Genomic DNA, 14370 nt, shown 5'->3' with positions numbered 1-14370 from the left:
TATCCCCTATCTGACTTTACTATGAAAGTCCCGGATTACGAATGCTGTCTGCAGCTGTTGGAGTGCCACAGGCACACAACCGCTGACTTTCCTATATAGTGATGTCGCCGATAGGTGGTATTTCCGTTTTACATACAATACCGGATACACCTGACACTTCCGCATCCAGCCTCCACCATAGGTATTTCCCCTTTGCATTCTTCCCGATACCAGCTGCACCTTGGTCCAAAAGGACATCCCTGCGGCATGTCTTTCACATAAGGCTGGGTTCCGTCAAGAGGGGTAAAGCCATTCTGCGGAAGTGCCCGCCACAATGCTTTCGTATAAGGATGGCGCAAGGTCTCTTCTGAACGAAAATCCGAAACCGGGGCCTCTTCCACTGTTTTTCCTGCATAAAAAACAACGATCCTGTCAGCAACTTCCAGTGCCAGCTCAATATCATGAGTAATCAGAAGAACTCCATTTCCTTCATCTGCAAATTTTCTGAAATCCTCCATAGACTTTTTCGCAAGTGTCAGGTCCATGCCAGGCGTAGGTTCATCCGCAATAATAAGCTTTGGATTTTCCATTAATGCAGTAGACAGCAAAATTCTTCTGGTCATTCCTCCAGAACACTCGAAAGGATATTTCGTTTCTGTTTTCTCAGGCAGACCATACCTGCGGAACAATTCCGATTGCTTTTCTGACCCCTTTTTCCCTCTTTTTCCACAGACCTGTTTCCCCACTTTCATAAGAGGATCCAGATATAAGGTGCTCTGAGGTACGAAAGCAATTTCCTTTCCACGAAGTTCACTGATCTTCTTTTCGTCCATCAATTCACCCTGGAACTTCATAATTCCGGATACTTTTGCATTATAAGGCAGAATTCCCAAAATCGCATGTGCCAGAAGACTTTTTCCGGAACCGCTGGAGCCGACTACAGCCACCAGTTCCCCTTCCCTCACTGCAACAGATAGACCTGAAATCACGGGAAGCCAGCTCTGTCTGCTGGTTTTCCCTTTATATTGGAGAAAGGAAACGGAAAGCTCTTCTATTTCCAGTATTTTTTTCTTATTTGTACAACTCATATTTTTTCATACGCTGCTGTCTCTTACCGGACAGTCCCTCCTGCTATTCTCTATTTGTGCACACTTCCCGGATCCAGAAGCTGACGAAGAGCTGTACCGCCTTTTTCAAACAGCACAACCGTAAGAACCAGCATCATTCCAGGAAATACAGCCAGCCACCATTTGCCCATGATCAGATAGCGCATACTTTCTGATAAAATAACTCCAATCGCCGGCTGCTCCGTGGAAAGCCCAAAGCCCAGAAATGTAATACTGGACTCATGAAGAATTGCGTGTGGGAAAAGCAATACCAGCCCAACAATAAACTGGGGCAGAACATGGGGAACTATGTGTTTTTTCGCAATCTCCCATTTGCCCAGCCCAAGCTTTCCTGCAATCTGAATATATTCACTTTCCCGAAGCTGCATAACCTCTCCTCGAATCAGCCTTGCCAGAGATGTCCAGTGCGTCAGCGCCACACCTGCAATCACTCCCTTCAGCCCTTTTCCCATAGCATAGGAAATCAGGATCAACAGCAGAATATGCGGAATTCCCATAACAGTGTCAATTGCAAAAGAGATGGCAGAGTCCACCTTTTTTCCAAGAGTTGCTGCACAAATTCCAAGAATCAGTGCCATAACTGCGCTTACACCTGCTGCCAGCACGCCAATAAGAATACTCATAGATAAACCGGTAAGAGTACGGTAAAACATATTTCTGCCCAGCCAGTCCGTACCAAAAGGATATTTCAGACAGGGAGCAATATTTTTTCTGGAAAAATCAGTCACCATAGCGGCATCATGAAGCACCACTCCAAGTATGGCTGTCACCGCCAGAAAAGCTACAGAAAAAATCAGCAAAATCCTTGCTTTCTGCCGCTGATTCAGCCTTTTCCCCTGCTTTTCCACGACTCCCGGGCTGCCCTTTGAACAATTGTTTTTCATTACACCTTCACTCATAGTCCCAGCCCTCCCTTCCGGATTCTGGGATCAACAACTCCATACAGTACATTTGCCAGGAAATTTCCCAGAAAAACAATGGCTGCTGTTATTAATGTAATCCCCATAAGAAGAGGCACATCACTGCCAGTTCCCGCCGCTACAGCCGCCTGTCCCAGTCCCGGATAGGAAAATACCTGCTCCACAAGAACCGAACCTCCTATGATCTCACTGACAGATGCAAACTGCAGGGTCATGGCCGGAAGCAGCACATTACGAATGCCATGGTGAAAAATGATGCTTCCGGTTTTCTCTCCCCGCGCCTTTGCAAAAAGGATGTAATCGCTTTCCATTATATCAATCATTTTTTCCCTGGTATGTAATGTGATATTCGAAATTCCGGTTATGCTTAAAGTGACTGCCGGAAGAATGGCATGACGCACTCTGTCCAAAAAGGAAACACCGCTGGCTTCTACTCCAATAGGAACACTAAGTCCAATGGGAAGGATTTTCATCCAGACTCCAAAAATGATCAGTAGCAAAAGTGCCAGCCAGAAAGAAGGAGTGCTGGCAATCACCAGTGAATAACCTTTTATGATTTTATCCGGCAGCCTGCCCTGAAACACCCCTGCAAGTACTCCCAGAAGGAAGCCCACAAATCCGGAAACCACCCACGCCAGTCCCATAAGAAAAAGAGAATTTCCCAGCTTCACTGCAATGACCTTTGTCACCGGCTGCCGGTATAACAGAGAAATTCCCCCATCTCCCTTTATAAATGCATTCAGCCAGTTCAGATATCTCTGCACTGGCGGTTCATCCACGCCCCAGTAGGAGCGCAGCTTTTCTTTTTGTTCTTCACTCATACTGCCCAGGGCAGCCTGCCCCACATTGGCCTGTAACGGGTCAATGGGGGAAGCTGATACAAGGGCAAAGGTAAGAATGCTTACTGCAAAAAGCAGTAATATGATTCGTAGCAGGTTCTTTCCTGCGTAAATACCTATGCGTTTCATCTTAATTTATCCGTTTCGTTTTTTCTTACTCTTTATTCCCACTCCCACTGGTCAACATTGTTTACAATAGACCAGCCATGGCCATGAGGATGTAATTTCTGATCTGCCACTTTCAGACCATCACGTACAAAATAAAGATGATCAATATTGCACAGCCAGATCCACGGAATATCCCCTTCCTGTGTAATTCCTGTGGTTCCGTCCCACTGGGCTTTTTTCCAGAGATCGTAGGATTCTTCCAGGTTGCTGCTTGCAAGTGCTTCGTCCATGTATTTGTCAACTGTCTCATTTGCATATGGAGAATATTCCGCACTTCCGGTATCTTTGATGGTGTGATAAATATTGTAAAGCTCCATAGGGCTATGTGCTCCCCATCCCCATATAAGCGGTTCTGACTGTGCCTGATCGTAGGCGGTATCCCAGCCAACACCAGAAGTAGTTACATCAATTCCAAGCTCACGCAGCTGATTCGCAGAGTCTTCTGCAAGTGCCTGGCGCACAGAATCTCCATTTGAAAACATAATGGTAAGCTCTGCTTTTTCCCCATCTTTTTCTCTTATTCCGTCATCGCCTTCTATCCAGCCTGCTTCTTCCATCAGAGCCTTCGCTGCATCAAGGTCATACTCTGTAACAGCCTCCTCGTTGTACCATGGCATTTTGTCGCAAACACTATAGGCTACTGTTCCATAACCATTGAGTACATTTTTGATCATCTCTTCCCGGTCAATAGCAAGATTAATTGCACGTCGTACCTTCACATCGGAAGTCAGACTGTTTCCATATGTGATACCGTCTTTTTCTTCTGGTTCTGTACAAGGAAGATTAAAGCCACGGTTATCCACAGTTGCCACACTCAGGAGTTCATACCCGTCAATTTCCTGGTCACTGTAAGAGGCTGCTGTGTGAGCTACATCTGCCTGTCCGGACATTGCCGCTGCCATGGCTGCATCTTCTTCCATAAACAGCACCGTCATTTTTTTGATCTTTGGTTCTTCTCCGTAGTAATCCGGGTTTGCTTCAAAAATAACCTGCTGTCCTTTGTCCCACTGCTTCATAATATAACGTCCGGAACCAATTGGATTCTGTCCATAATTTTCATCATAGGCATGCTCTGGTATGATTCCTACAATTGCCATGGTGTATGGCCAAATGGAATATGGCTCATTCATATGAAACTCTACCGTCGTATCGTCCACTGCAACCGCTTCCTTCAACATGGTAAAATCGTTTACAGAGCTTTCATCGCGACAGGTATTAAAGGTAAAAGCAACATCAGAGGCGGTCAATGGCTCCCCATCTGTAAACTTCACATCATCACGGATTTTTACAGTCCAGGTAAGACCATCGTCACTGCAGGAATACTCTGTAGCAAGGTCATTTTCAATTCCAAGGTCCTTGGTGGTACGAACCAGGGTGCTCTGGATCAATGGCTCATGAACATGCTCTCCGGCTCCCCATCCGTAAGCCGGATCAAAACCGGATTCCGGTTCTGATGTGGTTGGCATTGTAACTACCACAGACTGATCCTCCGCACCCGCATAAACATTCCCGGCTGGTACAGCCAGCAGCATGGCCGCTGTACATAATAAACTGATTACTTTCTTGATTTTCATAGCAGTTCTCCCTCTTGTTTTTATTATCAGCAGAAATATTATTTTCTGAAGATTTCTGATTCTTTTTTCTCCCATCCCTCATTTCTTCTCAGCGCGTGTCTGAAAAAAGCTTTCTGCAAGATGTACATCACAATTTGTGGAGATTTTTCCCGAATCCGGGTGAAATATACCGCAAAGTGAGGCGTGCAGACTGCGGAATTTTTTTCAAATACGCTCCAGATAAGAAAGGCAGTTATAAGCTTTTGTCCTATAACTGTCTTTCTATAGAAGGTCTGTATTTACATGTAATAATGAGTGGAGGTGTTACATGTAACTATGTATAAAAATTCGCATTTCAGGCGTTTTCTGCCTTGCTGCTGAAACCTATTGTACCAGAATCAACAGGTATCACAAGCTCCCCAGGGGGATATTTACCCATTCCCATTTTGCATATTTTTCTGCTTTTATGGAATATCTTACAAGGAAATTTCAAGAAAAAAAAATCCTGCTTGCAGGATTCTCCGACTGCGGCGGGTTGCCTCGAACGGCAACTCCCCTTTCATCGCAGTGCAATCCTGCCCGGCAGGGCTTTCTTCTGTGCTTATTTTATTCAAATACTGCATCCACCAGCTTCTTTGTATACGCCTCTTTCGGCTCATTGATAATATCATCCGGCTTCCCGCTCTCCACCACTTTTCCGTCATACAGAACCAGCACCTTATCGCAGAAGCTCTGTACAAGTGCAAGATTATGGCAGATAAATATAAAGGATAAGCCATGTGTATCCTTCAGCTCTTCCAGAAGCTCCATGATCTGCTTCTGAATGGTCACATCCAGTGAGCTGGTAGCTTCATCGCAGATCAGCACCTTCGGTTCCACTGCCAGTGCCCTTGCAATTGCAGCTCTCTGGCACTGTCCTCCACTGACCTCATGTGGATATCTTTTTGCCAGCTCTTCTTCAAGTCCGCACTGTTCCAGCAGTTCTTTCACCCTTATTGCAATATCTGCCTTCTTCATGCCACGATTTCGAAGGCTCTCTCCAATTCCGTCTCCCAAAGTTCTTCTCGGGTCAAAGGAACCTGTCGGATTCTGAAAAACCATCTGGATATTTCCATATACATCCCTCAACTGGCTCTGTTTCAATTTCGTAATGTCTTTTCCCTGGAATTTCAAAGTACCATCTGTAATATCCGTCAGCCTTGTGATCATCTTCGCCAGTGTACTTTTTCCGGAGCCGGATTCGCCAACGATTCCAAGTGTTTCTCCTGCCTGCAAAGAAAAGCTTACGTCATCCACAGCTTTAAAAGGCTCTTTTCCCCTCTGCGCAAATACCTTCGTTAAGTGTTCAGCTTCCAAAAGTGTGTTCATGATCTTTCCTTTCTCTTAAGCCTTGGAACTGCTGCCAGCAGCTTCTTCGTATAGGGATCCTGTGGATGGTTCAACACCTTTTTTGCCTCTCCATATTCCACCATTTTTCCATTCTTCAGAACCAGAACGGTATCCGCCATTGCCCGAACTACACCAATATCATGGGTTACAATTATAATTGCTGTTCCAAACAATTCCCTGAGCTTTAACATTTCTCTTACTACCTGACGCTGAACCGATACATCCAGTGCACTTGTAGGTTCGTCTGCCAAAAGAATCGGTGGATTCATCAGCATGGAAATGGCAATCCCTGCTCTCTGGTTCATTCCACCGGATAATTCAAAGGGATAGCTGTCCCACACGCGCTGGCTGTCTTTAAAATTCAGCTTTTCAAACAATTCCATGGCACGATCCTTTGCTTCATTTCTGCTCACTTTCTTATGGGCGCGCATACTCTCATAAATCTGGTCACCAATCGTACGGATGGGGCAAAGAGAGGCTCCTGCATCCTGGAAAATCATGCCGATTCCTGATCCCCGGATTTTTCTTTTTTCCTTCTCTGAAATATCCAGAATATTCTGTCCCATATAACAGATGTCGCCTCTGGTTACCAGGCCTCCTGAACCAAGAAGTCCCATAGCAGCTTTGATCAGTGTACTTTTACCACTTCCGGATTCTCCTACAAGCCCCAGGATTTCGCCCGGTGTGAGTGAGAAGCTTACATCATGGACTACCGCTTCCCCATCAAAGGATATCTCCACCGAATCATAGGTCAGTATTTTATTCTCCATTGTCGCGCAAACTCCTCCTTGATATCCAAAAAATATTTCTGCCAGCTGCCTGTATTATCCATACATGGCAGCTGGCTCTCATTTAGACCATAGGCAGGTCAAACTCACAAAGCGTATTTTTCCTTAGTTAATATCCAGATCTGCTGTCAGCTCATAGTAATCACAAGGATGGGCCACAAGACCGGTTACATTTGACTGCATGATCATGCTCATTTTAAGATGAGAACAGAACACATAAGCGTTGTCGTCCAGAACGGTCTGCTGCATCTGAATTCCCAGTTCGGAACGTTTTTCTACATCAAATTCTTTTCCCATCTCTTTTGCAAGCTCTTCCAGCTTATCACTGTGATAATGTCCATTATTGGAAACAGAGTTATCCAGAGCACAGGTTGTGAAGAAATTCTCCGGATCTCCTGTTGGGGCTGTTACCATGGCACTTGCGTATACGTCCCACTGCGCAGGATCTTTGCGGATGGTATTGCTGTCAGATGTGCAGTTAACCTGAACATCCATACCAATCTCTTTCAGAGTTGCCTGGGCTGATTCTGCCAGCAGCGGAAGCTCCTGACGGCTTGGATAGGTAAGCCAGCGGATTACAAGCTTCTCGCCATCCTTTTCACGGATTCCGTCACCATCGGAATCAATCCAGCCTGCATCCTCCAGAACCTTTTTGGCTCCATCCGGATCATAGCTCTCTGTAGTCAGATTCTGTCCGCCAAATGAAAAAGTATCCGGGAATGCACCAACTGCCGGATATCCGTATCCATTCAGAAGTACGGATACGAAGCTCTCTTTGTCAATTCCCATGGCAATTGCCTTGCGGACTGCCGGATCAGAAGTTACCGTACTTTCAAAATTCATCCATGCATAGAATGCGCGGCTTGTTGCAGCACTGGAGAACGTAAAATCATCATTCTCAAATAAAGGATAGCTTGCATATGCCATACCATAGGCAGCATTGATTTCACCTGCCTGAAGTGCAAATGCCAGTGTATCTCCATCGGAAATGGTTCGAACCGTGATTTCATCCACATTTACATCCCCATTCCAGTAGTTTTCATTTTTTACAAGTGTAAGATGATCGTCCGTTACCAGATCTGTAGCCACATAAGGACCCGTGCCGATTACAATTCCATTGTCTGTAATTCCGGCCTGTACATCAATGATACAGCCATAGGGATCACTTAAATAGTTAATCAATGCCGGTTTCGGCTCTGTGGTCTTAATGGTAACCACATTTCCATCTGCCTCAATACTGTCAATGCAAAGGTCCCCCGCTGCTCTTTCATGATTTTCAACCAGAGACTCCAGGCTTTCCTTTACCGCCTGTCCATCACAGACACGCCCATTGGAAAATACAACACCATCGTTCAAAGTAATTTTCCAGGTCAGCTCATCTACATTTTCATATTCTTTGGCAATCCATGGTTCAATTTCCATGGTATCAGAATAGCGGAACAGGGTTTCGCCGACACCATAGCGGATGCAGGCCCAGCCGGCGTAGGTGTTCTGTGGATTGATATCCGCTTCTTCATTCTCCGCATTAAAGGTGGTATCACCAAATACAAATGTTTTCTTATCTTCCGCCATTGCGGGCACTGTAGTTAATCCCATTGTCATACAGACAGCCAGTGCAATTCCAAGAATCTTCTTTGTTTTCATTTACATTCCTCCTCGTGTTTATTCATACTCTTATATTTAACATGCTTTTTTCCAAAGCTTACATATTTCATTTCCGCTTTGACAGCACAAAAGAGTCCAAAATTGTGTTTTGGAAGCCGCGTATTTCAGCCTCTGACTGTCTCGCATCACTTGATCCGGCTATTCTTCGGATCCAGGTAATCCCGGACGGTATCTCCCAGCAGATTAAAAATAACCACCGATATAAAAATCGCAATTCCCGGCGACAGAACCACCCATGGATATGTCTGGATCATACTTCGTCCACCGCTCATCATGCTTCCCCACTCAGCCATTGGAATCTGCGCTCCAAGACCCAGAAAGGAAAGTCCTGCAAGCTCCATCATCATGGTTCCAATATCCAGCATAGCTGTTACCAGAACCGGTCCGATCATATTGGGAAGAACATGTCTAACAAGGATCTGAGCAGAGCTGTCCCCAGCCAATATCGCCGCATGGATGTAAGGTTCCTCTTTCAAAGCCAGTGTCTGACTTCTGGCTATACGTGAATACTTTGGCCAGCTGACCACTGCCAGCGCAATAATAGCATTTTGGATACCTCCCCCAAGAATGGCCGCGATCGCCATTGCAAACACCAGCCCTGGAAATGCCAGACAGACATCAGAAATTCTCATCATAACAGAATCCAGAATTCCGCCATAATAGCCACAGCATAATCCCACAATCGTACCAAAAATGGAAATCACAGCCACCAGTATAAAAGTGGAAAAAATACTGGCTCTTGCTCCGCTGATCACCCTGGACAGCATATCCCTGCCATAAGTATCTGTCCCCATTGGATGCTGAAGACTGGGTGCCTGAAGGGCGCTGGAAAGATCCTGGGCGTAAGGGTCATAAGGACAGAGATGGTCTGAAAAAACTGCCAGGACTACAAGACAGACAGCCAGAACGCTGAAAATTATCAGCTTTTGTTTTATATGAATCTTTCTAATCCTCTGCACACGCACGGTTACGTGCTTTCCATTATCTGTGCTTTGCCCATTTTTCAGCACTACACTTTCTTTTTGACATCTACCTTGTTCTTTCTTACCCATCTTTGCCAGTATTTTACTTTCCGTTTTCTTTTCTGGCACTTCGTCCATTTTTTTTACACTCACTGCTTCGCACCTCCCAGACGGATTCTCGGATCAAGGAACCGGTAAGACAGGTCTGTGAGCAGATTCACCAGCACATAAATGATCGCCATCCACATAACATACGCCTGAATAATGGGATAATCGCGCATGGAAATAGCATCTACTGCCATTTTTCCAACACCGTCCCACATAAAGATGGACTCCACAATTGCCGTACCGCCAAGGAGGTTTCCCACTGACAGCATTAACAGGGTAATGACCGTAACCAGGGATGCTTTCATAATACTTTTCCATAAGGTAACAGAAAACTTCACCCCACGGGCACGGGCGCCTGCTACATAATCCTTACTCAGCTCATCTAACACAGTAGCCCTTACCTGCCGCAGATATTTCGCAGACATGGCAATGGCCAGGGTTATGGCCGGCATTGCAACACTTTTCAGACTCACATCCTTGGCAATAACAGGGAAAATCCTGACCCGGATTGCAAGAAAATACATAAGCAAAAGTGATACAAAGAAATTAGGAAGACTGTTTCCTATAAAACTGCAGAAACGAATCAAGTAATCAGCAATTGTATTCTGCTTCACCGCAGACAAAATTCCCAAAGGAATCGAAATAATAATAGTAAGCAGAATGGAAGTAGCCGTAAGAAGCAGGGTTGCCGGCAGTTTTGATATAAAAGTATCAAAGACCGAAACTCCTGATACATAGCTGTTTCCCATATCTCCACGCAGCAGTTTTCCAAGCCATACAAAATACTGGGTTAAAAATGGCTTATCCAGCCCCAGCTCTTCTCTTGCCGCATCCAGTGCAGCTTCTGACACTACCCCTCCTGTATTCTCCATTTTCCGCGTTACAACATCACTTCCTGCAATACGCATCATTCCATAAGAAAGAAAAGTAATTGCAAACAGAATGGGAATCAGCTGAAGGATACGTTTGATTGCATATTTTTTCATTTAATTGTCTCCATTCCATACTGTACAAGTAGGTTTTTACTCATTCTTTCATCCCTTGGTGTAGTTTAGCAAAATAAAAAACAGCCTACAACCCGCCCAGGGGGTTATAAGCTATTCTTATTTGGAATATATTTTCAATTTTCAGGAATACCTTTTCTCTATTTATGCAGACCGGCACACGTTCCTTTAGCCGATTCTGCTTCCGTTTTTTTTTATCCCTCTCATATTCAGCTGCCATTCTCCAGCTTCAATTTTTCCCTTAAAAATCCCAGCAATTCCTCCATCAGCTCATCCGTCTCGTCATTCTTTCTTCTGATGTATCCGAAAACCACCTTATTCTTTTTGAATTCCAGCGGAATGCCTTTGTTTGCTGCCTTTTTATCATTGGAAAGATAACTGCCGCTGATATTGCAAAGTCCGGTCTCTTTCAACATCTTTTCCATAATGTAGTCGCTGTTTGTAATAATGGAAACATTCAGATTTTCCCAGCTGAACACACTACGTTTTTCTTTCTCTCCCAATTCCAGAAACTCATCACGGAAGTTCTGGATAAATCGGAAGTTCTTCATCGCTTCCATATTTACGGTCTGTGCATTCTCTCTGTCAGCTGCTTCCTGATCCAATATATTCAACTTTCCCGGATAAAATGTCGCCGTACTTTCCTGCATAACGGTAAAAACCAGCTTGTTTTTCGCCAGCTCATACTGGAATTCCTTTTTTTGCTGTTCCATCACGTATACAAAGCCAATGTCTGAAAGGTAATCCCGCACACGTTCCATGACCGTGCGCACACCGGCTGTATAGATTTCAAAATGATAATCCTTGTCATAATTTTCCTTATAAAACTCCACAAACTGATTCGTAAACCAGGAACTGGGATTCAATGAAATCCGTAGATATTTTGCCATATTCCCATGGCTCATCTCTTCCAGTATCCGGGAATCATTTATGATCCTGCACGCATATCGGTATGCCTCCCGGCCTTTCGCCGTAAGCGCAATTCCCCTTGGCATACGCTCAAACAATACAATTCCCATTTCCTCCTCCAGCGCTTTGATTGCCTTGCTCACACTGGGCTGGGTTGTATAAAGCAGCTTGGCAGCCTCGCTGATAGAGCCAGTTTCAGCACACACTATAAAATATTTCAGTTGCTTCAGATCTAACATAGCTATTCCCTCTCCGGCGAAAACTTCAGTCTTTTTACATCTGCTTTCGTTCTGTTTTTATGTTTCCTCATCTACATCCAGTGCAAATCTGCAAAAATCCCCGCCACTGACTGCAAGATCAATGTCACTCGTCCTTTTGAAATCTCCACGCGCCCTTGATCCAAAGAGAATTATCAAGCCTCACTCCCACCAGATTTCTTTCTTCCACTTTACCATATCTTCCTATTAAGTCAAGCTGTGTACTTTCAATTTAAGCATGTTATAGGCATTTCCTATAGCCAGCTATCTTTATTCCATATTAGACAAGACCAGATTTCTATGCTATCATTCAATCCATATTAATCCTAGTTGCTAAATAGGAAACAAAACAAGAGGAGGATACAATTATGAGAAAAAGCATCTTGACTTTAGGAATTGCAGCAGTATTAACAGGAGTTCTGGCAACATGCAGCATGGCCTACGCAGCTGATGACGAGCTTGCACAGATTCAGGAATCAGGAAAACTGAAAGTCGGTGTGGAAGGAACCTATCCTCCATACACCTATCATGACGACAACGGAGAGCTTACCGGATTTGACGTGGAGGTAGCAAAGGCAATTGCAGACAAGCTTGGTGTGGAAGCAGATTTCACAGAATCTGACTGGGATTCCCTTCTTGCAGGAATCGACAGTGGACGTCTTGATACAGTTATCAATGCAGTAAGTATCACCCCTGAACGTGAAGAGAAATACGATTTCGCAGGACCATATTTCTACATCACACAGCAGATCGTAGTAGCCAAGGACAATGATGATATCGTAGATATGGCTTCCCTGGATGGCAAAAAAGTAGCAAACACTGCTACAACCGCTTACCTTGATATTCTGGAAGACGCCGGTGCATCTCTTGTACAGATCAGCACAGCTGACGAAGCGGTTTCCCTGATTGAATCCGGACGTGCCGACTTCACCACCTTCAATTCCGTTGTATTTAACGAGTATCTCCAACAGCACCCTGACGCAAATCTGAAGGTTGCATTTGAGATTCCAGATGTGGTTGATACCTATGCGGTTCCCATCAAAAAAGGGGAAACAGCTTTATATGATGCAGTTCAGAACGCTATTGACGAACTGAAAGAAGACGGAACTTTAAGCAAGCTTTCTGAGGATTACTTCGGCACAGACTTCACACAGCCACAGGATGAAAATGCAGCAAATACAGACACCGCTTCTGAGGATGCAACAACAGAAAGCACTGATGAAAACTAATTACTTTTCCACAGCTGTTGTCCAGAACAACAGACTATCATCCAACAATTGAAAGTAAAAGGAAACAATTATGAGTGAACGTTTAGCAGGGATTCTGGTATCTTCTTTCACCAGGATCCTCATACCCGGAATAAAAGTTACAATCCCCCTTACCTTATTATCCTTTGTTTTTGGCTGCATCATCGCCCTTTTTCTGGCCCTGGTACAGATTGCCAATGTAAAAGGACTGAAGCAGTTCGCAAGATTTTACATATGGGTCTTCCGCGGAACCCCACTTATTGTACAGCTATTCATCATCTTCTTTGGCCTGCCGTCTGTAGGAATTATTCTGGACGCTTTTCCATCCGCTGTGATCGCCTTTGCCCTGAACCTTGGCGCTTACAACGCTGAGATTTTCCGATCTGCGATCCAGGCGGTACCAGAAGGACAGACAGAAGCTGCTTATATGGTGGGTCTGAGTTACCGCCAGACCATGACCAGGATTGTAATGCCCCAGGCATTCCGAATCGCTTTTCCACCACTATTTAACTCACTGATCGGACTTACCAAGGACACTTCCCTTGCCTCCAGTATCACAGTTGTGGAGCTGTTCACCACCGCACAGCAGATTGCCGCCAGAACCTACGAGCCCTTCGCCCTGTACTGCGAGGCTGCTGTTATTTACCTTATGATCTGTACCGTACTTACATGGGTACAAAACTATTTTGAGAAAAAGCTGGTATGGAATGCTCCAGCACCAGTGAAAGGAGAATAATCATGTCTTATATTTCAAAAATCGACCCGGAAACAGCAGGCGAAAAAGAGAAAGAAGTAATCAGGGACCATCTTGCACAAGGATACAGGCTCACTAATGAAAAGCTTACTCTTCTCCATAATGCAGAAGCCTTTAAAGCCATTGAAGACAGCTCCTACTCCCTCGACCGGGAACTGCAGAGACTGATTGGAAAAAGAGCTGGTGACTTCTTTGAATATGCAATTTCCGAAGAAAATGACTGCCTGGTATGCAGTACTTATTTCAGAAAGCTTCTGAAAGATAATGGTATTGATTTCGACAATTTTCAATTTACAAAGAAGGAAGAATTACTTATTTCTTTTGGCCGCGCTCTTGCAAAAGATCCGAAAAACATTCCGGATGAAATCTATACTGAATTAAAAGAAGAATTCACAGAAGAAGAAATCGTAGTTATCACAGCTATGGGTGTGCTAATGGTTGCCAATAACTACTTTAATGATATTTTAAAGATCGAAGTATAATCAATGTCGCCTTCGGCAGCATCACCATATGTGAACAACTCGTATTTTATGATACCAGTGTCAAAAGGTCAAAAAGCTGTTCGTGTTTGCACGATAAGGCGTTTGAACTTGGGACACGCCAAATATGAGAAAGTAGCGATTTACGCAGTAAATCAGCGGATTTCGAATATTTGGAGGATTGCGGGAGCAGCGTAGCTGGGTCGCAATCCGGGGTATCAA

Annotated in this window: 15 protein-coding genes; 3 read left to right on the top strand and 12 right to left on the bottom strand. The window is 44.6% G+C overall.

Going from position 1 to position 14370, the window contains the following annotated elements; genetic code table 11:
* Positions 1-128: 128 nt before the first annotated feature.
* The 12 genes from I4V84_RS09895 to I4V84_RS09845 all read right to left on the bottom strand — a co-directional run bounded on the left by I4V84_RS09895 (position 129) and on the right by I4V84_RS09845 (position 11827).
* The gene (locus I4V84_RS09895) at positions 129-1067 is read right to left on the bottom strand and encodes an ABC transporter ATP-binding protein (protein ID WP_118578165.1); all 939 of its coding nucleotides are present in this window, start codon (positions 1065-1067) and stop codon (positions 129-131) included.
* Between the two features lie 50 nt (positions 1068-1117).
* Positions 1118-2005 (bottom strand): ABC transporter permease, encoded by an 888-nt coding sequence (locus I4V84_RS09890; protein ID WP_334286056.1) that lies wholly within the window; start codon positions 2003-2005, stop codon positions 1118-1120.
* Complete coding sequence (locus tag I4V84_RS09885) at positions 2002-2994, bottom strand: ABC transporter permease (RefSeq protein WP_195991832.1); 993 nt, start codon at positions 2992-2994, stop codon at positions 2002-2004. Before I4V84_RS09885 ends, I4V84_RS09890 begins: the two co-directional genes overlap by 4 nt.
* Before the next feature lie 32 nt (positions 2995-3026).
* Positions 3027-4607 (bottom strand): ABC transporter substrate-binding protein, encoded by a 1581-nt coding sequence (locus tag I4V84_RS09880; protein ID WP_195991830.1) that lies wholly within the window; start codon positions 4605-4607, stop codon positions 3027-3029.
* 585 nt (positions 4608-5192) lie between these two features.
* Positions 5193-5954, bottom strand: coding sequence for an ABC transporter ATP-binding protein (locus I4V84_RS09875; protein ID WP_195991828.1), 762 nt, complete (start codon positions 5952-5954; stop codon positions 5193-5195).
* A complete protein-coding gene (locus I4V84_RS09870) occupies positions 5951-6745 on the bottom strand; it encodes an ABC transporter ATP-binding protein (protein ID WP_195391971.1) in 795 nt (264 codons plus the stop codon). Before I4V84_RS09870 ends, I4V84_RS09875 begins: the two co-directional genes overlap by 4 nt.
* 123 nt (positions 6746-6868) lie before the next feature.
* Entirely contained in the window at positions 6869-8407 is a 1539-nt protein-coding gene (locus I4V84_RS09865) for an ABC transporter substrate-binding protein (RefSeq protein WP_195982578.1), read from the bottom strand.
* A gap of 146 nt (positions 8408-8553) precedes the next feature.
* Positions 8554-9543, bottom strand: coding sequence for a nickel transporter permease (gene nikC / locus I4V84_RS09860; protein ID WP_226814808.1), 990 nt, complete (start codon positions 9541-9543; stop codon positions 8554-8556).
* Positions 9540-10484, bottom strand: a complete 945-nt coding sequence (gene nikB, locus I4V84_RS09855) for a nickel ABC transporter permease (RefSeq protein ID WP_173716039.1) — start codon at positions 10482-10484, stop codon at positions 9540-9542. The genes nikC and nikB overlap by 4 nt, the downstream gene beginning before the upstream one ends.
* An 85-nt stretch (positions 10485-10569) precedes the next feature.
* Positions 10570-10722 carry a hypothetical protein gene (locus tag I4V84_RS19635; RefSeq protein WP_207748650.1) on the bottom strand — a complete coding sequence of 51 codons (153 nt, stop codon included), beginning with the start codon at positions 10720-10722 and terminating at the stop codon, positions 10570-10572.
* Entirely contained in the window at positions 10712-11650 is a 939-nt protein-coding gene (locus I4V84_RS09850) for a LysR family transcriptional regulator (RefSeq protein WP_148461105.1), read from the bottom strand. Before I4V84_RS09850 ends, I4V84_RS19635 begins: the two co-directional genes overlap by 11 nt.
* A 57-nt stretch (positions 11651-11707) precedes the next feature.
* Positions 11708-11827: a nucleotidyltransferase domain-containing protein gene (locus I4V84_RS09845; RefSeq protein WP_118578158.1), complete on the bottom strand. Its 120-nt coding sequence runs from the start codon at positions 11825-11827 to the stop codon at positions 11708-11710.
* A 209-nt stretch (positions 11828-12036) separates the two neighbouring features.
* On the opposite strand from I4V84_RS09845, the gene I4V84_RS09840 reads away from it, so the two are divergent.
* The 3 genes from I4V84_RS09840 (at position 12037) to I4V84_RS09830 (ending at position 14151) form a co-directional block, all read left to right on the top strand.
* The gene (locus I4V84_RS09840) at positions 12037-12897 is read left to right on the top strand and encodes a transporter substrate-binding domain-containing protein (protein WP_195991826.1); all 861 of its coding nucleotides are present in this window, start codon (positions 12037-12039) and stop codon (positions 12895-12897) included.
* 70 nt (positions 12898-12967) lie between these two features.
* Complete coding sequence (locus I4V84_RS09835) at positions 12968-13651, top strand: amino acid ABC transporter permease (RefSeq protein WP_148461103.1); 684 nt, start codon at positions 12968-12970, stop codon at positions 13649-13651.
* Positions 13652-13653: 2 nt separating this feature from the next.
* Positions 13654-14151 (top strand): hypothetical protein, encoded by a 498-nt coding sequence (locus tag I4V84_RS09830; protein ID WP_195991824.1) that lies wholly within the window; start codon positions 13654-13656, stop codon positions 14149-14151.
* Positions 14152-14370: the final 219 nt, after the last annotated feature.

This window comes from Ruminococcus sp. 1001713B170207_170306_F1, assembly GCF_015668065.1.
GTDB lineage: Bacteria > Bacillota > Clostridia > Lachnospirales > Lachnospiraceae > Blautia_A > Blautia_A faecis.
This window is presented reverse-complemented; position numbering and strand designations above follow the sequence as displayed.

Bases quoted from the DNA above. Each gene is read 5' to 3' on its own strand.
- I4V84_RS19635 (WP_207748650.1), bottom strand. From the start codon at position 10,722: ATGGCAGCTGAATATGAGAGGGATAAAAAAAAACGGAAGCAGAATCGG.
- I4V84_RS09840 (WP_195991826.1), top strand. From the start codon at position 12,037: ATGAGAAAAAGCATCTTGACTTTAGGAATTGCAGCAGTATTAACAGGA.
- I4V84_RS09895 (WP_118578165.1), bottom strand. From the start codon at position 1,067: ATGAGTTGTACAAATAAGAAAAAAATACTGGAAATAGAAGAGCTTTCC.
- I4V84_RS09880 (WP_195991830.1), bottom strand. From the start codon at position 4,607: ATGAAAATCAAGAAAGTAATCAGTTTATTATGTACAGCGGCCATGCTG.
- I4V84_RS09885 (WP_195991832.1), bottom strand. From the start codon at position 2,994: ATGAAACGCATAGGTATTTACGCAGGAAAGAACCTGCTACGAATCATA.
- I4V84_RS09865 (WP_195982578.1), bottom strand. From the start codon at position 8,407: ATGAAAACAAAGAAGATTCTTGGAATTGCACTGGCTGTCTGTATGACA.
- nikB (WP_173716039.1), bottom strand. From the start codon at position 10,484: ATGAAAAAATATGCAATCAAACGTATCCTTCAGCTGATTCCCATTCTG.
- I4V84_RS09830 (WP_195991824.1), top strand. From the start codon at position 13,654: ATGTCTTATATTTCAAAAATCGACCCGGAAACAGCAGGCGAAAAAGAG.
- I4V84_RS09890 (WP_334286056.1), bottom strand. From the start codon at position 2,005: ATGAGTGAAGGTGTAATGAAAAACAATTGTTCAAAGGGCAGCCCGGGA.
- I4V84_RS09875 (WP_195991828.1), bottom strand. From the start codon at position 5,954: ATGAACACACTTTTGGAAGCTGAACACTTAACGAAGGTATTTGCGCAG.
- I4V84_RS09850 (WP_148461105.1), bottom strand. From the start codon at position 11,650: ATGTTAGATCTGAAGCAACTGAAATATTTTATAGTGTGTGCTGAAACT.
- I4V84_RS09835 (WP_148461103.1), top strand. From the start codon at position 12,968: ATGAGTGAACGTTTAGCAGGGATTCTGGTATCTTCTTTCACCAGGATC.
- I4V84_RS09870 (WP_195391971.1), bottom strand. From the start codon at position 6,745: ATGGAGAATAAAATACTGACCTATGATTCGGTGGAGATATCCTTTGAT.